Source organism: Methylocella silvestris, assembly GCF_002891535.1.
GTDB lineage: Bacteria > Pseudomonadota > Alphaproteobacteria > Rhizobiales > Beijerinckiaceae > Methylocapsa > Methylocapsa silvestris_A.
Genome location: NZ_PDZR01000009.1, coordinates 1 through 20,384 on the forward strand (window position 1 = coordinate 1; position 20,384 = coordinate 20,384).

A 20,384-nucleotide genomic window follows, 5' to 3' on the forward strand; every position below is an offset into this window, starting at 1 on the left:
AACCTGGGGTGGGGCCGGAGCCGTCTTGATTGGCGCCGGCGGTTCGGCGTCGTCCGTGGTCCAGATCGGCCGGCGCGGCGCGGGCGCCTCGGGCGACGGCACAGCGGCCGGCGCGGCGGGCGGCGGCGGCAGCCAGCTTGCGTCCTCCAGCCGGCTCAAAGCATCGGGCCTTGCCGGAGTTGGGCTCAGGGGATCGAACACGTCCATCGCCCAGTCCAGGAAATCCGGCCCCTTCGCCCGCTCCGGAACGGGCTTCAGCACGCGCGGATCGATCGGATCGGGCACGGGTTCGCCCGATTCCCAAAGATCGGCGTCGAGCGGACGGCGCCCTGGCGCCGGCGCCGCCGGATCCTCGCGCTCCTCCGCCCCGTCGAGCGAAACCGCGACGACATATTGCCCGATCAACAAACGGTCGCCATTGCGCAGACGATGCGGCTCGCGCATGCGATGCGGCTGCTCGTTGAGAAAGGTGCCGTTCGAGGAGACGTCGGTCAGCACATAGGCCCCGCCCTCAAAACGGATCTCGCAATGTTTTCCCGAAATGAAGCGGCTCGGGTCCGGCAGCGTCCAGTCAAGATGCGCATCGCGGCCGATATCGACGCCGCGCTTGCCGGTGACGGTGATGCTGACCGGGCCGCCATCGGGCAGATTGGTCATATTCTCGATTGCGAGTTTCAGCGCCATGCTCGATCGCTTTCTTCCTTTCGCCCCGGCCTGCGGCTACTCTACAGCAATCCGCAGACCGAGTTCGAGCCAGCGGCGCTGGATTTCGGCGCGAGCTTCGAAAGAGCCCGCCGCGCCGGCGAGGATGAGAGCGATGCGCACCGCCTGCGCCGTGGCGTATTGGGGCATCGGCGTAAAATGCTCGCCGTCGATCGAGATCTGGCCGCCAGCCCGCCCGGCGGCAAAGGCGATCCAGGTCGAGGCGTCCTTGATGTCGGAGCGCTCGGCGAGATCCAGCGCGCGGCGCCGGTTGCGTTCTTCCGGCTCGCGCACCCAGGCTTCGGACGCGGCAAGCCGCGCCTCGTCGGAGGCGTTGAGCCCGCTCCATTGGCGCAGGCACTGACAGCCCCACGCCACGGCCTCGCGGCGCGGCAGCAGATAGGCGCAAAAGGACAGCGCCGCCTTCAGCGCGTCCCCTGAGGACAGAGCGGCAAGAAAATCGAGGCTCGGCGCAGCATTGGCGGCGACGCCGATGTCGCTGCGCGCGGTCGGATAGGCCTCGTAAAGATCCTGCGCGGTGGCAAAACGAAGTCGCGGCATTGCGTGGCCTTTGGTCGTTGCGCGCGTCAATTGATCTTGATGATCGCGGCGTCGAGATTGAGCGCCATGCCGCCGGAAATCTTGGTCGCGAGCGACGACTGCACGGTGATCATCGGCGAGTTGATGGTGATCTGCGCCGGCTCCATGGTGATCGTGCTGGCGCCGACGGTCAGCGTGATCTTCTGGATCGCCTCGATGCTGATCGTCTCGAGCACGCTGACGTCCTGCTTGCCCTTGATGTCAACCGTCTGATTGCCGTTCTGGATCGACAGATTGTCGCTGCCGTTCTTCAATGTCGTGTCGCGCGAGGGATCGCTGCGGCTTGAAAAGATTTCGCCGACTTCTTTCGTTTCGGCGCGGCGGATGACGACCTCATGATCGCGCTCGCCATGCATCCTTATCTTTTCCGAGCCCTTCTTGTCTTCGAACATGAATTCATTGTAGCCGCCATGGCCTTTCGAGGAATCCGACTTGAGGCCGGACTGCGTCTTGTTGGCGGGCATTTCATACGGGTATTTGTTGTCGCCATTGTAGACGGCGCCAGTGACGAGCGGGCGATCGGGATCGCCTTCGAGAAACTCGACGACGACTTCCTGACCGATGCGCGGAATAGCCTGACCGCCCCAACCCTTGCCCGCCCAGACCTGCGCGACGCGGACGCGGCAGGACTGCTTGTTCTTGCGGTCCCAGTAGAAGCGCACAAGAATGCGGCCATGCTCGTCGACGTCGATTTCCTCGCCGTCCTTGCCGACCACCTTGGCCGTCTGCGGGCCATAGACGATCGGCCGCGGCGTCGCCAGAGGGGCGCGGTAATTGACGTCGCTCGACAACAGCTCATAGCGCCCGGAATAAAGATCTTCCCCCTGCGCACCGCCGGACCTGTAGGCTTGCGACGAATAGGAGTGGAGCGCCCGCAGAACGAGATACTCCTTGTTCTCGCCGCCTTCCGGATGATCCTTCAGCGCCGTCAGGCCGCCAGGCAGGAGGCTGATCGAATCGCCGTCTGCGTAGCGGCGCTTGTCCATCGCCTGCTCCGCCTGCAGCCTGACCTTCGCATAGGTCTCGCCGTCATTCTTCTTCTTGAATTTTCCGGGATAATCGTAGATCTCCATCTTCGACTTGGTGTAGGACGCCTGCCCCTCGGCGTCGCTTTTCAGATCGGCGTTCGGCTGCAGGTAATCATAATCATTGAGCTCGAATTTGCCGCTGCGGAACCGCCGCTCGGGCGTCCACCTTGAAATATGCTCGCGCTCGCGCCGGGTCTGACGCTCATCGCCGATGAAGGGCGTCTCGGCGTGGCCGGGAACCGGCTTGTGCGAAGATTTCGCGTCGGCGAGAACCAGCGTGTGCTTGTCTTTCTGGTGCTCGAAGAAATAGTAGATTCCGTGCTGCTCCATCAACCTTGAGACGAAGGCAAGGTCAGTCTCGCGATACTGGACGCAATATTCAAGCTCGGGAAACTTGCCGGTCGTCGCAACCCTGTAGTCGGAGAAGCCGCGATCCGAAAACACCTTCTTGATGATGTCGACCGCCGTCTGATTCTCGAAGATGCGGCAGTCGCTGGTGCGCGACAACAGCCACAGCCAGGGCTTTAACGTCAGCCTGTAGAGATTGAGGCCGGCTTGCGCGCCAAGCGCCTGCGCCTCGACGAGAACGCCGTTGAAGACGCGGTCGGGATCGGAATAGGATTTGAACGTGACCGAGCAATTATTGCCGATCGCCTTGTCGAAATCGACATTCGCCTCGGTGCTCAGCGCCTCGACGCGATACTCGAACAATTCGCTTAAAGCCTCGGCGCCGTCGAAGCGCAGGCAGACGAGCTTGTCCTTGCCGAGAGGCGTCTCGAGCGAGGCGACGCGTTTGTCTTGGGTCAGTTCGGAAGTCATGCGAACCTCGGGAGCTTTCCCAGTTGTCCTTGACGATACAAAACCATGAAGGCACAGTCGAGCGATTAAAGCGACGCGATTTATTGCAAGGTCGCTGTCGAAAAAGCAGCGGCGCCAAGAAATGCACTGTATATTCGATGCTCCGGCCGCGTTGCTCGCCGCCTTCGCCAAGGGGCGCCGGGCGCTTTGCCGGCGGTCCTGATGAAGAGGCATTGCATACCTTGACCATCGCTTCGCCAGATGATTCGCCGCTCTCCTTCGAGGCCCTGACCGGGGCAATTTCCGAAGCCGACCCTTGCGGCCCGGATCTCGATCTTGACGGCGACGCCACCTATATGAATTTCATGGCTGCGGGCGAAGGCGTGTTGCCCGCGACCTTCTATTCCGGCCACGACGGGCGCCCGTTCGACCGCACCCAGATCGACTTTCCGGCGCAATATGCGACGATCGCCGCGCTCAACGCCTTGAGCCGCGATCTGCGCCTTATCGCGCTGCTGGCCAAATTCCGCATCCTCGACAAGGATTTTTCCGGCTTCGTCGCGGCGACGGCGGCGCTCGCCGAACTGCTCGAGACGCGTTGGGACGACGTCCACCCCCGCGGGGAGGACGGCGATTTCACCCTGCGCATGGTCGCCGTGCAATCGCTCGACGACATGGCGCCCGTGATCCTGCCGCTGCATTATGCGCCGCTGTTCGAGCACAAGCGGCTCGGCACGGTGACCTATCGCACGCATCTGCTGGCCTCCGGCGAGGCCGCCCCGCGCGGCGAGGAGGAGCGGCCGGACGGCGGCCTCGTCCGCCGCGCCTTCGAGGAGGTCGATCTCGGCGTCCTCATCGGGCGCCGCGATGAATTGCGCCGTCTGAGCGAGGCGCTCACGCGCATCAAATCCGCTTTCGTCGCGCATGTCGGCGCCGCCGATGCGGTTGCTTTTCCAAAGCTCGCCCCGCTCGCCGACGCGATGCGCGCGCTGATCCAGTCCTTCGTCACCCTGCGCGACCCCTCCGCCGCCGAGCCTCTTCCGGTTGCCGAGGACTCCGAGACAGCTGCGGACGGCGCTCCTGTCATCGCCGGAGAGATCGCGAGCTTTGCCGACGCCGCCGCCGCGCTGAACGCGGTCGGCGCCTATTACATGCGCCGCGAGCCGTCCAATCCGGCGCTGCTTCTCGTGCGCCAGGCCGAGCAGCTGATCGGCAAGTCCTTTCTCGACGTCCTCAGGGTGCTGGTCCCGGGCCATGTCGAGGAAGCTGCTTTGCAAATCGGGCGCGCGCAATTTTTCAACCTTCCAATAGAACGCTTGTCGGAATTCGCCTCTGTGGAGGAGACCGCGCCGGATCAAGAAACGGACAAGGTTTTCACAGTAACGACAAGAGACAATGCACTACAATTACTATCAAAAATCAGTGCGTTTTATCACCAGGCCGAGCCATCGAGCCCGATCTCCTACCTGATCGAGCGCGCCCGCGCCGTGACCGGCCGCGATTTCCTTGGGCTCCTGAAAGACATGCTGCCGCCGGACAGTTTGAAATCGCTCGATTCGCTGAAATAGCAAAACGCCCGTCAGGGACCCGCAATCACCTTGTAGTCATGCAGTCCGAGCTTGCCCGAGGACGAGCCGATGCCAAGTTCGAGGTGGGACATGTCATATTCGAGCTCGCCCATGAAGACATTCCGCGTCTTGGCGTACATGCCGCCGTCATAATCCAGTCGCGAGCCATGCGGCCAGGGATCGAGATAAAGGAATTTATTCGCCGAATAGCCGACGATCGTCAGGAAATGGCTCCGCCAATCGCCCGTTATGAAGGATTTGAAGCCGTCATGATGGATCATCCAGACTCGGACCGGCGTTCCCGTCGAAAGATAGGATTTGATCTTGGCGACGCCCTGCCTGACGCGGTCGGCGTTGAAGCGCAGATCATCCATTTTGAGTTCGACCGACGGATCCGTCTGCTTCAGCGGAATATAATAGGTAAAATAGGCTGTGACGGTTGGTTTCGAGAAGATCTTCACGCCATAGGCGGCGGCGACGTCGCCGCAATTGTAGTGGCCCGGCCGCGTGTCCTGCGACAGGACGTTGCGGTCGTCGGCGGGGCCACGAAAAATTCGCGAATAGAGGTAGACCTGCTTCGGGGTGCCGCTAATGGCGAGATCGGACACGAGATCGACGGCATAGCCCGGCTGCTTGATCGGCTGCCCGCAAACGCGCACGGCAAGATCCTGACTGTAGCGCGCCATACGCGAGCCGTCGGGTAGATAGGCGGCGACCGAAAAACTCGTTCCGGCCGCCGATCCCGACAGGGTAAACAGCGTCGAGGCCGCGGCGGCCTTGTCCGGAAGGATCGTCAGATCGACGTTTGCGACGGATCGATCGAGCGCGACGTCAAGCCTGTCGCCTTTTGCGTCGCCGCCCCACTGCATCAGCTTGATCTTACGATTGAGCGGCAGGTCAAACCATGAAATATCCTCGCCTGTCTCGGCGATCTTGAAATTGGCCATTGCAATCGGGCTCCCGCCTTGAGGCTGTTTCCGCCAGCTTGCTGCGTGAATAGCGCCGGCGGAAGCCTGCGCGCGGCGCCAATCGGCACATGCGTGGGAAAGGCGGACGCCAGCGTTTTGCCTCGAACGGCCGATCCTGCGCGGGCCGGGATGAGCGCCCGCAGGGGCCGCCGTCTTAACATTGAGGCTGCGGCCGCCACGCCGCCTTAGGTTTCGCTTAAGTTTTCTCCCGACCCCCGCGGATTTGGATCCACGCTCCTCGCAACCGCCGCAGACTCCGCCGACGGACTCCCAGCGCGCCGAGGCGTTGTCAGAATTCCGTAACCTGATGAAGATAACTCGTTTTCGGGGCTTGGTGCGTCGTCACACAGCAGGCAATTTTTTTTTCCCTAGCTTGCACTCAAGAGCGTTCGCAAGGTCTTATGGACTGCAATTTCGCGGATGGCCGGCTGCAGCGCTCGATTGACCGAACCAGCTTTCGAGATCAACCTGCGTCCCGAACGGAACCGGCTTGAGCTCGAACCTCGCCGTGTGGCGACCAACAATCAAAGGATGAGTGACATGGCAGGTGACAGTGGACAGAAATTCATTGGACGCAACCGTCCGCCCCGCGTGCAGATCGCCTATGAAGATCCCTATGACGCGGAGCGCAAGATAGAGCTGCCTTTCGTCATGGGCGTGCTCTCCGACCTTTCGGGCCCAAATCCCGGCGTCGAGAAGCCGGACGTCGCCGATCGCGGCTTCGTCGATATCGACATGGATAATTTCGACAAGCGCATGGGCGCCATCGAGCCAGGGACGTCCTTCACCGTGCCGGACCGGCTCGGGGACGATCCGGACGCCGCCAAATTGTCGGTCAGCCTGCGCTTCAAGAAGATGGAAGACTTCGGCCCGGCGGCGGTCGCCCGGCAGGTGCCGGCGCTCGCCAAACTGCTCGAGGCGCGCGACCAGCTCGCAAATCTGTTGCGCTATATGGACGGCAAGGTCGACGCCGAGACTCGGCTGCGGAAATTGCTGAGCGACCCGGAACTGATGGCGGCGCTGAAGAGCCGCATCGGTTCGACGAAGGACGCTGAAGGCGAAACCGCCAAGACCGCCGACGGCGACGCTTGATTTCTTGGGAGGGATAAATGGCTGTGGAAACCAAAGCTGAAGGACAAGCATCCGCTCCCCAGACGGGAGTCGCGACGCAGGAAGTCGACGAATTCGCGACGCTTCTGAAACAGAGCTTCAAGCCGCGCACGGAGCGCGCCGAGACGGAGGTCGAAAACGCCGTCTCGACGCTGGTTCAGCAGGCGCTCGCCGACCAGAGCGTCATCAAGGCCGACGTGCTCGACACGATCGAATCGATGATCGCCCGGCTCGACGAAAAACTCTCCGCGCAAATGAACGAGATCCTGCATGCGCCGGCCTTCCAGAAAATGGAGAGCACCTGGCGCGGCCTCCATTATCTCGTGTTCAATTCCGAAACCGACGCCCAGCTCAAGATCCACGTCATGAACGTGTCAAAGAGCGAACTCTACAAGAATCTGCGCAACTATCCCGGCGCCCGCTGGGATCAGAGCCCCCTGTTCAAGAAGACCTATGAGGCCGAGTTCGGCCAGCTCGGCGGCCAGCCCTACGGCTGCCTGATCGGCGACTACGAGTTCAGCCATCTGCCGGCCGACGTCCAGCTGATGCGCGACCTTTCGAAGATCGCCGGCGCCGCGCATGCGCCCTTCTTTGCCGCCGCCGATCCGACCCTGATGGGCATGGACAGCTGGACGGAGCTGATGAACCCGCGCGATTTGTCGAAACTCTTCGACACGCCGGAATATGCGGCCTGGAAGGGGCTTCGCGACGCCGAAGACTCGAAATATATCGGCCTCTGCATGCCGCGCGTTCTCTCCCGCGTGCCCTATGGCGCAAAATCGGAGCCCGTCGAGGAGTTCGCTTTCGAAGAGAACACCGATGGCCACAAGGGCGAGAACTACGCCTGGATGAACGCGGCCTATGCGATGGCGGTCAACATCAATCGCGCCTTCAAGGAATATGGCTGGTGCACCCGCATCCGCGGCGTGCAGTCGGGCGGCGAGGTGATCAATCTGCCGACCCACACTTTCCCGACCGACGACGGCGGCGTCGATCTCAAATGCCCGACCGAAATTGCGATCAGCGACAGGCGCGAGCACGAGCTTGCGAAATCCGGGTTGATTCCGCTGATTCACCGCAAGAACACCGACAAGGCCGCCTTCATCGGCGCGCAATCGGTCTACAAGCCGAAAAAATACGAAGGCAAGAACGGCGTCGAGGCCACCGCCTCGGACAATCTCAAGGCGCGCCTGCCCTACATGTTCGCGGTGTCGCGCTTTGCGCACTACCTCAAATGCATGGTGCGCGACAAGATCGGCGCGACCAAGGAGACCGAGGAGCTGCGCATTTGGCTGCAGGAATGGATCACCCAATATGTCGACGGCGATCCCATCGGCTCCTCCGAATCGGTGAAGGCGAGGAAACCCCTGGCCGACGCTCGCGTCGATATTTTCCCTGATGAAGAGAACCCCGGCTATTACGCGGCCCGCTTCTATCTGCGCCCGCATTATCAGCTCGAGGCGATGGACATCGGGCTCAGCCTCGTGTCGCGCCTGCCGGCGGTGCAAAAATAGCCTAACAAGTATTGTGTGATCGAACACCTACTGCCAAGGAATAAAAATCTAGATTTACTTCAGATGCGGTTGTCATACAGCATCGAAAGGCGATCAATTCAATAAAGGGGATTTGTAATGTCTGGCGATCTTTTTCTGAAGCTTGATGGCATCGAGGGCGAAAGCGAAGACTCGAAGCACAAGAATGAAATGCAGGTTGAGACCCTCTCCTGGGGCGTCTCCAACGCAACCTCCTTCACGCAGGGCGGCGGCGGCGGCGTCGGCAAGGCGCATTTGCAGGATATCCATCTGACCAAGAAGGTGGACAAGGGCAGCCCGAAGCTGTTCCTCGCCTGCGCCTCCGGCGAACATATCAAATCGGCAGTGCTGACCTTCCGCAAATCCGGCAAGGACCAGCAGGAATATCTGAAGATCACGCTGACCGACGTCATGGTGTCGTCGATCTCGTTTCAGGACCACGCCGCGGGCGGCGATCTTGCTCACGAGAGCATCTCGCTTGCCTACGCAAAGATCGAGACCGAATACAAGCCGCAGAAGCCGGACGGAACCCTCGGCGGCGCCGTCACCACCGGCTGGAACATCAAGGAAAACAAGAAAGTCTAGTCAAGCGACCGGCGCGCCGGCCTCTCCTCTGGCGCGCCGGTCCTTTTTCCTCTATCGGCCTATCTTAAAGCAAGGCGCCGCTTTGCTGCAGGTCCGGCCCCCTGCGCTCCGTCGAGGATTGACGCTGGATGTCCGTTCCGACACGTAAAAACCGTCTCAGTCCGCCCTTCATGCACGCCTTCCGCAGCGCCTTCGAGCAGAAGGATTCGCGCCAGAAGCAGGATCTGCGCGACGCCGCCGGCGACCGCATCATTGCGCCCCGCCGCGCCGCCGTGCGCGCGACCATCAGCGAGCCCAATCTGCGCCGTGAAGTCGCCCGTGATCTCGAGGCCCTCGTCAACGCCGTGGCGTTTGAGTCGACCGAGGACCTCTCCGACTTTGACGGCGTGCGCAAATCGATCCTGAATTACGGCCTGCCCGATCTCATTCACCGCACAATCGACGAAGCCGGCGTCAATCTCATCGAAGACGAAATCGCCAATGCCTTGCGGCGCTATGAGCCGCGACTTGCGGCAGGCACCATCAAAGTGTCGCGCGACGACGGCCTCGACAAGGATGAGCTCAAGGTCCGCTTTCTGGTGCGCGCCGATCTCATCTGCGCGCCGGTCAATGTGCCGGTCGAATTCATCGCCGACGTCGAAATCGACAGCGGCGATGTTGTTGTGAAGAAAGCCTGAGCGTTCATGAATCGCGAATTCCTCGACCACTACGATCGCGAACTCAAACTTCTGCACGAGCAGGCGCGTGAATTCGCCGAAGACTATCCCGGCGTCGCCGAGCGCCTCGGCGGATTGCTTGACGAGCGCATGGATCCGATGATCGGCGGCCTGCTCGAAGGCGCGGCCTTTCTCGCCGCGCGGGTGCAGTTGAAGCTGAAGCACGAGTTCCCGGAATTCACCAATAATCTGCTGGAGCAGCTCGTTCCGGACTATCTTGCGCCGACCCCGTCCGTGCTGCTTCTGCGCGCCGAGCCCCCTTACGAGGACGCCGCGCTGCGCGACGGGCAGACCATCGCGCGCGGCTCCTATCTCGAGGCGGTCTACCGCGAGCAGGATCGCCAGGTCGCCTGCCGCTTCCGCCTCGCCTCCAAGATCACGCTGCTGCCGTTTGAAATCACCGCCGCGGAATATTATGGCTCGCCGGCGCCGCTGCAGGCGCTTGGCGTTTCCGTCGGCGCTGACGCGCTGGCCGGCCTCAAGATCTCGCTGACCCATCGCAGCGCCACGCGCATCGAGGACGAGCCGCGCGACGCCGAGGCCGCCGAGCGCCCGGACCTCTGGTTCGACGGTTGCCGAATCAACGAACTGCCAATTCATTTCCTCGGACCCGAACCCGACGCCATCGCGCTCTACGAGCAGATCTTCGCCGGCGCCGCCGGCGTCTATTTCCGCTATCTCGATCCATTCGGCGATCCGGTGGTGATCCCGGCCGGAACCGACATCATCGAACAGATCGGCTTTCGCGACGACGAGGCGCTGTTTCCCAAAAACGAACGTATCTTTTCGGGCTTTGAATGGCTGCGCGAATATTTCATGTTTCCGCGCAAGTTCCTGGGGATGCGGCTGACCGGGCTGCGCGCGATCCTCGCCCGCCTGCCCGCCCGCAACATCGACATCATCATCAGCTTCAAGGAACTCAACCCGCGCCTTCAGGTCGCGGTGACGCGCAACATGTTCGCGCTCTATGCGGCCCCGGCCATCAACCTCTTTGAAAAAACCATCGACCGCGTGCAGGTCAAATCCAACCAGCACGAATATCATATCGTGCCCGACCGCAGCCGTTATCTCGACTATGAACCGCACCGGCTGCTGTCGGTGTTTGCGCATTATCGCGGCGGGGCGGACGCAGCGCCCGTGCGCCCGCTTTATTCGTCCGAGGCGGAAGGCGGCGCGGGCGCGCTGCATTATGCCGTTCGCCGCATGCCGCGCCGGCGCACGGCGCGGGAAAACAAATATGGCGCCTCATCCGATTATGTTGGCACCGATATGTTTATCGCCCTCGTCGACAATTCGCGCGGGAGCGAGGAGCGGCCCATCGCCGAGCTCAGCGTCACCGCGCTCTGCTCCAACCGGCATCTGACCGAGCAGCTTCCGGTCGGTCAGGGCGGCGCTGATTTCCGCCTCATCGACAACACATCGATCGATCTGCGCTGCATCGCCGGCCCGACGCGGCCGCGCGAACCGATCATCGCGCAATTGCGCAGCCGCAGCGAATCGGCCTACGCCGGCAAGGTGACCTGGCGGCTCATCAATCTGCTCAGCCTCAATCATCTCGGCCTCGTCGAACGCGGCGCCGGCCGCAATGCGCAGGCGTTGCGCGAAACCGTCTCGATGTTCGCCGACCTTTCCGACAGCGCCACCGAGCGGCGCATCCGCGGCCTGCGCAGCGTCGACAGCCGGCCGATCGTGCGGCGCATCCGGCAATCAGGCGGCGTCGGCGTCGCGCGCGGCGTCGAAGTCAGCGTGACGATCGACGAGAAAGCGTTTGAGGGCAGCGGCGCCTTCTTGCTCGGCGCGATCCTCGATCGCTTCTATTGCGAATATGCGGGCTTCAATCATTTCACGCAGACGGTGATTCGCAGCGTCGACCGCGGCGAGATCATGCGCTGGCCGGTGCGCGCCGGCTTACGGAGGCCGCTATGAGCCTCAAGGGCGCCGAAAGCGAACCCTGGCGCTTCGACTTCTTCGCGACGATGCGCGCCCTCGAACGCGCGAACCCCGCGCTGCCGCGCATCGGCGACGCTGCCGCCCTGCGCGAGGAATATGCAAGGCTTGGCCAGGATCCTTACATGGATTTTCCGGCCTCGACGCTCGCCAAATTCGAAGCGCGCGAAACCCATACCCGAATCCTTACAAAGTTTCTCGGCTTCCTCGGCCCGCAGGGCGCGCTGCCGCTGGCGACGACAGAAGAAGCCTACAGCTGGTTTCTGGCGCAGGACGATTCCTTTCCGCGCTTTCTCGACATCATCAACCATCGCTTTTTACAGTTGTTCTTCCGCGCCTGGGCCGATTCGCGACCCGTCGCGCAACACGACCGGCCGGACGAAGACCGCTTCGAAACCTATGTCGGCGCATCGGCCGGGCTCGGCTCGCCGATCTTCCGCGATATCGATTCGGTGGACGATCGCGCAAAGTTGTGCTTTGCCGGCGTGCTCGGGCCGCAAGCCAAATCCGCCTCGCGCCTTCGCGCCTTCATATCCGGGCATTTCCACGTCGAGGCGGAGATCGAGGAATTCGTCGGCTCGCGGCTGGAGCTTGAGCCCGCGGATCAGTCAAGACTTGGCTCTGCCTGGCTCGGCGTCGATATGCTGCTTGGCGCAAGCTTCTACAGCGTGCAGGACAAGGTGCGCATCCGCATCTATGTGCCGGATATGAAAGCCTACCGTCGCTTTCTGCCGGACGGCGATTTCTGCGAGCCGCTTGCCGATATCGTCTTCTTCTATGTTGGCGAAGAGCTCGACTGGGACCTCGAACTCGCGCTCCCGGCCAAGGCGGCCGCGCCCGTAAAACTTGGGCAATCCGGCGATCTTGGCTGGACGAGCTGGGTCGCGCCGGACTGGGCGGCGGCGGACGCCTGGCGCCGGGACGCGCGATTCCATCCGGCCGAACGCATGCGCGAAGCGCGGGCGCGCGCGGCAAAAACGAAACATCAACAAGGTCGCGCCGCGACGGGAGCAGACAATGGCTGACATCAGTCTCGAAGCCGTAACGGGGAAGCTTAACAGAATCGGCTATGAGACCTTCATCCAGGCCCTGCGCCAGGCGAAGGGCGCCGGCAACCGCAATGTCGAGCTGGCGCATTGGCTGGCGCATATCATGCAAAAAGAGCGATCCGACCTCGCGCTGACGGCCGATCATTTCAAGCTCGATCGCGCAAAGCTCGCAAGCGACATCGCCCGGACGATCGACGGCTTTCGCCGCAATGAAACGGAGATGCCGGGCGTCTCCAACACGCTCGTCGATCTGCTCGATCGCGGCTGGCATTACGCCACCCTGTTCTTCGGCGAAACGCAGATCCGCACCGGGCACGTTCTGGCTGGCGCCTTGAAGTCGCTGGAGCTGCGCCGCGCCTTCACCTCGATTTCACCGGAGTTCGCGAAAATCCCCGGCGACGCCTTGACCAATGAGTATCGCTCGCTCTGGGCCGGCTCGGATGAAGAGAATTTGCAGCCGATGGACGGCTCCGGCCTCAGCGCCGCGGGAACGCCGGGGGCGGAGCAGGCGCAAGGCGCCAGGGGCACGACCGCGCTCGACCGCTTCTCGCAGGATCTGACCGCCAAGGCCGCCAGCGGCGAAATGGACCCCGTGCTCGGGCGCGATGACGAAATCCGCCAGATCATCGATGTGCTGATGCGCCGTCGCCAGAACAATCCGATCCTGACCGGCGAGGCCGGCGTCGGCAAAACCGCCATTGTCGAAGGGCTGGCGCAACGCATCGCCGCTGGCGAAGTTCCCCCGGCGTTGCGCGGCGTAAGGTTGCTCGCGCTCGACATCACGCTGATGCAGGCCGGGGCCTCCATGAAGGGCGAGTTCGAGCAGCGCCTGCGCTCCGTCATCGACGAGGTGCAGGCCTCGCCGAAGCCGATTATTCTCTTCATCGATGAGGCGCATACGCTGATCGGCGCCGGCGGCGCGGCCGGCACGGGCGACGCTGCAAATATTTTGAAGCCTGCGCTCGCGCGCGGCACGCTGCGGACCATCGCCGCGACCACATGGGCCGAATACAGGCAGTATTTCGAAAAGGATCCGGCGCTGACCCGCAGATTCCAGCCCGTGCAGGTCGACGAGCCGGATGTAGCGCGCTGTTGCGTGATGCTGCGCGGCGTGCTGGCGCCGATGGAAAAGCACCATAAAGTGCGCATTTCGGACGCCGCGATCGTCGCCGCGGTCAATCTCTCGCACCGCTACATTCCCGCACGCCTGTTGCCGGACAAGGCGGTGAGCCTGCTCGACACCACCTGCGCGCGCGTCGCGATCAGCCAGAATTCGACGCCGGCCGCAGTGGAGGACGCGCGCGTCGCAGCAGATGCGCTCGAAGCCGAGAAAGCCGCCCTCACCACCGACGCCGATCTCGGGGATCTCGATGAAGAGCGCATCGGCGAAATCGACTCCGAACTCGCCGAACTCAAGGAAAAGAGCGCAGCGCTCGAAGAAGAATGGGCGAAGGAGCGCGCTCTGATCGAGGAGATCGTGAAGCTGCGGCAGGAGCTGAGCGAAAAGCCGGCGGACGCGGAGCAAAAACGCATCACGCTCAGGGACAAGATCGCCTCCCTCGGCGGCGTCGATCCCGAGAAGCGGATGATCTACGCCCATGTCGACGATCAGTCGGTCGCCGCCGTCGTCTCAGACTGGACCGGCATTCCGGTCGGCCGAATGGTCAAGGACGAGATCGAGAATGTGCTGCGCCTGCCGGAAATTCTCAACCGGCGCGTCGTCGGCCAATCGCATGGCCTCGCCATGATCGCCAAGCGCATCGAGACCAATCGCGCCGGCCTCGACAATCCCTCAAAGCCGATCGGCGTCTTTATGCTGTGCGGACCCTCCGGCGTCGGCAAGACCGAGACGGCGCTGGCGCTGGCAGAAGCGCTTTATGGCGGCGAGCAGAATATCATTACGATCAACATGTCTGAATTTCAGGAGGCGCACACCGTCTCCGGACTGAAGGGCGCCCCGCCCGGCTATGTCGGCTATGGCGAGGGCGGGCGCCTGACAGAAGCGGTGCGCCGCAAGCCCTATAGCGTCGTGCTGCTCGACGAGATCGAGAAGGCCCATCCCGACGTGCATGAGCTGTTCTTCCAGGTTTTCGACAAGGGCGTCATGGAAGACGGCACGGGGCGGCGGATCGATTTCAAGAATACGCTCATCATACTGACCTCGAACGTCGGCACCGAGACCATCATGCGGCGCGCCGAAGACCCGGCCTTCGCGGGCGACGCGGAAGCGCTGGCGGCGGAGCTCAGGCCCGACCTGTTGCAGGTCTTTCCGCCCGCGCTGCTTGGGCGTCTCGTGACAATCCCCTATCTGCCGCTGTCGCCGTCGATGCTGGCCGGCATCGTGCGGCTGCAGCTCGGGCGCATCGGCAAACGCATCCGCGCGGCGCAGGACGCCGCCTTCAGCTATGACGACGCCGTGGTCGATCATATTGTCTCGCTCTGCAACGATCCGGATTCGGGCGGACGCATCATCGACAACATCATCAATAACACTTTGCTGCCGGCGCTTTCGCGCGAATTTTTGAAGCGAACGCTGGCGAAGCAGGAACTGAAGGAGGCGCGCGTGACGATGGAAAACGGCGCCTTCGCTTATGAGTGCATCGGGGCCGCGCCGGGCGCGTCGGCGCGGGACGAACCATCCGCGCTCGAATTGGAGGAAACGCCTCAGCCTGTGGAATGACGACGCATGCGCAGGGCCGCAGAGCGACGCCGTCGGCCAGGCAATCGACGCGGCGAAGAACGCGGAGTACCGAGCAGAGCCGGCCGCGGGCGGCGTCACGCCATCATAAGCCCGAGCCGCGCCAGGTCGGCAAGCGCTGTGTGAGTGCGGGCCAGCGCAGCCGGACCCGCAAGGCCAGCCTCGCGCTCCATCCTGTGCGCGAGTTCATCGCGCGTCAAACTCCCGTCGAGCAACGCGACGAAGCGGCGGGCGCCGGCGTCCTCCATCCGAACCGGCTTGTGAAGCAATGAGGCGAGGAAGGCGTCGCCCTGCGCGGCTTGCGCGCGGGCGAGCAGGCTGGCGCGCGGACGCTCGCCAGGCGACAAAGTGAACGCTGGCCGCTCCGTCAGAAGCGTTACGATTTTTGCGGTGAAGAGCCGCAGAAGCGGTTCGGCGTGGGCTGCCTCGCAGTCCTCCCCATCAAGCTGAAGGCTCTGCGGATAAGCTTCCCCCATTTGTGTCAGAAGCCTTGCGAAGCGCTGATCCCGCGTCGTCAATTCAGCCCCATTTCCGGCCCTGAAAACGAAGTCCTCTGGATCGCCGGAAGCGCTGTCCAGCGGCGTTATTTCGGCGCTCGCCCACAGACCGCGCAGCCTGCGCGGCTCAAGGCGCCGATCCATCTTGCCACCGCGCCGGAAAATCGAGCGACGGAAGCGGCGCATCGTAGCGAAATCGAGCGTCTGCTCAAAATCAGCGAAATCGGCGCGCGGTTCGCTTGCTTGCAGTTCCGACGGAAACAGGATTTCAGAACTGAGGCTTTGTTTTGCGTCGCAGAGATAGACGAGGCCTTCGGCGTGAGCCGCGGCGACCACTTCGCTCAAGAGCTGCGGCGCATAGATCCCGCCGAGTTCGTCGTGGTAAAGCACGCCGGGCGGGCGCTTTAATGCGTCGCGCGCCTCTTCGATCAGGGCGTTCTGAAACGGATCGTCGGGCGACCATATTTGCGCAAAGCGCGCAAGCGCCTCGCGCGCGATAGCGAGCCGTTCGACCGGATCGGAAACGCCTTGCGCGCGGTTCAGCATCAGATCACGCAACGCCTGCCGCAGCCGGCAGCCGGGCAGCGCGTTATAGCTGACGAAGAACAGGCCGTCCGGACAGAGCCGTTCGGCGGCAAGCCGCATCAGCGCCCGCTGCACGGCGGCGGGGACCCAGGCATAGACGCCATGCGCAATGATGTAATCGAATTGGCCGAGGTCGGACGTATCCTCGCAGAGATCCCGCGCCAAAAGGGTTACGTTAGCGAGCCCCGCCGCGCGCGCCAACGCCCGGCCCACATCGACCGGAGCTTCGGCAAGATCGATTCCGACGAATTCCGATTTTGGCGCGCCAACCGCCATGCTCATCAGATTGACGCCCTCGCCACAGCCTATTTCGAGCACGCGGGACGCCGATAGTTGCGCGGCAGGACGTCCGTAAAGAGTCGCAAATGCGTTAAGGCTCGCCGGATGTGTTTCAGAGACCGGCCAGTTGGGATAGCGCACGAGATCATAGGGGTTCGTCATGGCGCATCCCGGTCGAAAACGGCGCTGGAACGGAAAGCGCTGAAGCCGATCGCCTCCCGCTCCTGACCTCTATTTGACGCATGATCTTCGTTGCAAAAGTCTGCAGCTTTTTCAGATCGTGCCTAGGGGGTGATCGAATAGGACTTCACCGCAAACGACCAGTTCGGATCGGCGAGAGGCGCCTTGCCGTCGCGATCAGCAATGCGCAGCCGCTTCGCCGCGTCGTATAAAAACGCAACCGCCGCCCGCGTTCCAACCATCTCCTGCGGCACGTCGGGCAGATCGACGACATGCACCGGCTTCGGGCTGAGCAGCGCCAGAATCATGCCCTTTCCCGCGGGCGCCTCCGCGACATATTCGAAATGCGCGAAGGGATTGAAATTGTCGGGAATAGCCACGATTCGCCCCGGCTGAAGCAGATTGGCTTTCTCGCTCGCCCCCGCCGGCAGCGCCATCGAATAGAGATTGGGATAGCGTTGCGTCACCTTGCCGGAGGCGTCGACATCGACAAGAACCAGATAGCCGGGCTTTTGCGCGCCGACGCGAAATCCGACCTTGGAGCCGATCGCAAACTCTTCGCCCGGCAATATGTCGATCGTCATGCCTGCCGAATTGTCAGGATCGAGCTCTTGCTTTGACGGCGTCACCACCGTCACCGCACGGGTGACGCCTTCAGCCAACGCGCCGCCCGCGGAGAGAAAGACCGCGGCGATCATCGCGCCCTTTACCGCACCAAGACTAGCCATCTGGTCCTTCCGTTTGCCAAATACGTCTCCACCCTCAGGGCGAGGTGAACACGCCGACCGAGCCAACGCGCATATCCGCGTCCGAATTCTGCGCGATGAATTTGACGAGTTGACCCGCCGTGCGGCGCGCGTTCAGCCGGCCGAGCGCCTGGGCGAGCTCGGGCATGCGCTCGGGCGCCGAGATCGCGACGATCTGATCGGCGCCGAAGGGCGCCCGCACTTTGATCGGCAGACGGAATTGCGGCTTCTCCATCGGGCCCGCTTCCGCGGCGTTCTGCGGGTAGAGAAGCTGCACCGTGCCGTCGCCGGCGATATTGAACATGATCAGCGATCGATCGCTCAGCTGATCGATGGCCACGTCAACCTGCGCGCCGAGGCGGTGCAGCTTGCTGTCCGGCATGAGCAGGATCGGCTGCACGGATCGCGTCGCCATGGCCTTCAAGGCGCGGATGGCTGCGGCGCGATCGATCACCGCCGGCAAATCGTCGCGGCTGACCTCATGCGCGATGACGTCGCCGGCCGCGATCACGTCGCCGGATTTCGGATCCCAAACCAGCTCGGGATTCTGACGCGGCGAGACGATCTCGAATTTCGCCTCCAGCGGCGCGAGGCCTATGAGCTCCGTATTGGAGCCGTCGAGCGTCGCGATGCGCACCGGCCGCTCGACGGCGAGCGTCGGCTTTTTCGGCGGCGGATTGGCGCCCGCGCCGGCGCCGATGCGGGCGGACAAGGCGGCCGTCTGCGACAGGCTGGGCGGCGCGATATAGGTGACGGAGCGCGTCAGCTCCACCACCGGCTCGACGCTCGCCTTGACCGACGGCGGGCTCGCCGAGACGATCATCTGACGCTGGTCAGATAATTGATAGGTGACCTGCCGCACATAGGCGAACAGCTCCTCGACCGTGATCTTGCCGTCGCCATTGGCGTCGGCGGCGCCTTCCAGCGCGCGGGCGAAGGCGTAGCTCAAGGCGCCGCGATAGCCCTCGACGCCAGGAACCTTCACTTCCGGCGCCTTGGAGTGCTTGTCGACGGCGGCGAGGAAAATGGAGCGTTCGAAATCGAGTTCAGTCGAAAAGGCGTCGGACGGCGAAGACACCGGCTTCAGCTCGTCTTCGGTGATCTTGTAGGTCGGCGCCGCGCGATAGATCAGCTCACCGCCGCGCGGATCGACTTCGCGCGCGAGGCCGCCGCCGGAACAGGAATCGGCGACGAAGGCGACGCGCGCGCCACGCGATTCGAAAATCTTGATCAGATGATTGAATTCCTTGTCGAGAATGCGCTGGCGCGTGCCGGGGCCGGCCGGCTCGAACCCGGCAAGCAGGAAGACCGCGTCCTTGCCGTCCGCCTCCGAGCCCTTGACGCGCTCCGGCTCCTGCGCGCCATGGCCGGCGATCGACAGGATCACGAGATCGCCGCGCTTGACCCGCGCGCTGAGGTCATAGACCGCCTTCAGGATCGAATCGCGGTCGGCCTTGTCGTCGTAGAGCGCCGCGATGTCCGTGACGCCCATGACGCGCAGCGAGGCTTCAATATCCTTGGCGTCGGCCACAGCGCCGCGGAGCTGTGCAAGGTGCTGATATTGGTCGATGCCGACCACGATGGCGTGGACTTCGCCTGGATTTTGCACAGCGACCGGCGCCGGCGCCGCATAAGCCGCCGGGACTCCCATGATGAGCGCCGCAAGGAAGGCCGGCGCAAGAAGACAGCAGAGTTTTTTCATCTTATTCACGCCGCCATTCGACACGCCGGTTGAGGGCGTAGACATCATCCTGAGTGAGCCCGCTGGCGTCCGACAATTGCAGCGGCTCGTCGGCGCCGACGCCCTCCGGCTCAACCGCAACCGCGATGTTGTTTTGCTTCAGATAGGCCGCGACCGCTTCGGCGCGGGCGACGGAAAGCTTCATGTTGTACTCGGGGCCGCCGCGCAGATCGGTGTGGCCGACGAGGCGGACGATCTGCGGCTGCTGCTCCCGGATGGCGCGCGCAAGCTCATCGGCCGCCTGGCGGCCTTCATCGGTCAGGCTGGCCGACCGGTATTCGAAGGTGATCGGCATCGGCACCGCGCGGGGAACGACGCCTCGGACCCGGGGCGAGAATATCCCGCCGAGCCGCCCGTCCCGCGTCGCCGTCATGACATAGCCGGATTTGCCCTGTCCCGCATTGGCGGCAAGGAGGCGCGCCGCAGCCGCCCGCTGCAACAGGCCTTCGATCGTCGGCCGTCCCGGATCACGCGGCGTCATCGTCTCATTGTTGACGATTTCGATGGCCCGGTCGAAGCCTTTCGCCGCTTCGATGAAGTTTCTGTCGCCAAAGCGGATCTCGGCCAGGGTCGCCGCCGCCTGCCAGAGGACGGCGGGTTGGTCGGCCGCAACGATCAAATTGAGATAGGCGCTCTGCGGCGCGGCGCCAGCGATGAGTTTTTGCGCGGCGGCGAGGCGCGCGGCGGCGAGGCGGCGCTGCGCCGGGATGATATAGCCGCCGCAATTGGGGTCGCCGACCAGCGCGTCGATCTGCGCCTGCGCCGCCTCATTCGGAGCTGCGTCGACGGCGCGATTGAAAGAGTCGAGGCGCGCCGCGCAGGCGTCGGCCAAGGCTGGAGCGCAGAGGCCCGGGACGCAGGCCGCCAGCACGGCGCAGCCGAAGCCCATCCGCCTGATCGCGCCAAAAGCGCGCGCGTAAGAAAACCCGGACTCCGTCATGACGCTCATTTCCGCAAGATTCCGACTGATGCAGAAAACCGCCCCAATTGAACGGGCGCTGCGATTTTACTCCAACGCCGATCCGGCTCAAAGCTCCGTGCGGGGCCGCACAGCG

16 protein-coding genes are annotated in these 20,384 nt (G+C 63.3%); 8 read left to right on the forward strand and 8 right to left on the reverse strand.

The window, feature by feature from the left end:
• From CR492_RS09520 to CR492_RS09530, 3 genes are all read right to left on the reverse strand, one after another.
• Positions 1-684, reverse strand: a 684-nt coding sequence (locus tag CR492_RS09520; RefSeq protein ID WP_146030228.1) for a type VI secretion system-associated FHA domain protein, incomplete at its 3' end; no start/stop codon positions are given.
• 36 nt (positions 685-720) lie between these two features.
• A complete protein-coding gene (locus tag CR492_RS09525; RefSeq protein ID WP_102843521.1) occupies positions 721-1,263 on the reverse strand; it encodes a DUF6931 family protein in 543 nt (180 codons plus the stop codon).
• Between the two features lie 26 nt (positions 1,264-1,289).
• On the reverse strand, positions 1,290-3,149 hold the full coding sequence (locus CR492_RS09530; RefSeq protein ID WP_102843522.1) for a type VI secretion system Vgr family protein: 1,860 nt from the start codon (positions 3,147-3,149) through the stop codon (positions 1,290-1,292).
• Positions 3,150-3,370: 221 nt separating this feature from the next.
• Here CR492_RS09530 and CR492_RS09535 point away from each other — a divergent pair, with 221 nt between their 5' ends.
• Positions 3,371-4,696: an ImpA family type VI secretion system protein gene (locus CR492_RS09535; RefSeq protein ID WP_180982496.1), complete on the forward strand. Its 1,326-nt coding sequence runs from the start codon at positions 3,371-3,373 to the stop codon at positions 4,694-4,696.
• A gap of 11 nt (positions 4,697-4,707) precedes the next feature.
• Here CR492_RS09535 and CR492_RS09540 read toward each other — a convergent pair whose 3' ends face one another.
• Positions 4,708-5,643: a hypothetical protein gene (locus tag CR492_RS09540; protein WP_102843524.1), complete on the reverse strand. Its 936-nt coding sequence runs from the start codon at positions 5,641-5,643 to the stop codon at positions 4,708-4,710.
• Positions 5,644-6,204: 561 nt separating this feature from the next.
• On the opposite strand from CR492_RS09540, the gene tssB reads away from it, so the two are divergent.
• From tssB to tssH, 7 genes are all read left to right on the forward strand, one after another.
• Positions 6,205-6,756 (forward strand): type VI secretion system contractile sheath small subunit, encoded by a 552-nt coding sequence (tssB, locus tag CR492_RS09545; protein ID WP_102843623.1) that lies wholly within the window; start codon positions 6,205-6,207, stop codon positions 6,754-6,756.
• A gap of 17 nt (positions 6,757-6,773) precedes the next feature.
• Positions 6,774-8,288, forward strand: a complete 1,515-nt coding sequence (gene tssC, locus CR492_RS09550) for a type VI secretion system contractile sheath large subunit (protein ID WP_102843525.1) — start codon at positions 6,774-6,776, stop codon at positions 8,286-8,288.
• 117 nt (positions 8,289-8,405) lie between these two features.
• Entirely contained in the window at positions 8,406-8,891 is a 486-nt protein-coding gene (locus tag CR492_RS09555; RefSeq protein ID WP_102843526.1) for an Hcp family type VI secretion system effector, read from the forward strand.
• 128 nt (positions 8,892-9,019) lie between these two features.
• Positions 9,020-9,568 carry a type VI secretion system baseplate subunit TssE gene (tssE, locus tag CR492_RS09560; protein ID WP_102843527.1) on the forward strand — a complete coding sequence of 183 codons (549 nt, stop codon included), beginning with the start codon at positions 9,020-9,022 and terminating at the stop codon, positions 9,566-9,568.
• A gap of 6 nt (positions 9,569-9,574) precedes the next feature.
• Positions 9,575-11,533, forward strand: coding sequence for a type VI secretion system baseplate subunit TssF (gene tssF / locus CR492_RS09565; RefSeq protein WP_102843528.1), 1,959 nt, complete (start codon positions 9,575-9,577; stop codon positions 11,531-11,533).
• A complete protein-coding gene (gene tssG, locus CR492_RS09570; protein WP_102843529.1) occupies positions 11,530-12,579 on the forward strand; it encodes a type VI secretion system baseplate subunit TssG in 1,050 nt (349 codons plus the stop codon). Before tssF ends, tssG begins: the two co-directional genes overlap by 4 nt.
• Positions 12,572-15,283: a type VI secretion system ATPase TssH gene (gene tssH / locus CR492_RS09575; RefSeq protein ID WP_102843530.1), complete on the forward strand. Its 2,712-nt coding sequence runs from the start codon at positions 12,572-12,574 to the stop codon at positions 15,281-15,283. Before tssG ends, tssH begins: the two co-directional genes overlap by 8 nt.
• Before the next feature lie 95 nt (positions 15,284-15,378).
• On the opposite strand, the gene CR492_RS09580 is transcribed toward tssH, so the two are convergent.
• The 4 genes from CR492_RS09580 to CR492_RS09595 form a co-directional block, all read right to left on the reverse strand.
• Positions 15,379-16,824, reverse strand: coding sequence for a class I SAM-dependent methyltransferase (locus CR492_RS09580; protein ID WP_102843531.1), 1,446 nt, complete (start codon positions 16,822-16,824; stop codon positions 15,379-15,381).
• 122 nt (positions 16,825-16,946) lie between these two features.
• The gene (locus CR492_RS09585) at positions 16,947-17,570 is read right to left on the reverse strand and encodes a DUF4384 domain-containing protein (RefSeq protein ID WP_102843532.1); all 624 of its coding nucleotides are present in this window, start codon (positions 17,568-17,570) and stop codon (positions 16,947-16,949) included.
• 34 nt (positions 17,571-17,604) lie between these two features.
• Positions 17,605-19,335: a caspase family protein gene (locus CR492_RS09590; protein WP_245412033.1), complete on the reverse strand. Its 1,731-nt coding sequence runs from the start codon at positions 19,333-19,335 to the stop codon at positions 17,605-17,607.
• Positions 19,292-20,278: an OmpA family protein gene (locus CR492_RS09595; RefSeq protein WP_102843534.1), complete on the reverse strand. Its 987-nt coding sequence runs from the start codon at positions 20,276-20,278 to the stop codon at positions 19,292-19,294. Before CR492_RS09595 ends, CR492_RS09590 begins: the two co-directional genes overlap by 44 nt.
• Positions 20,279-20,384: the final 106 nt, after the last annotated feature.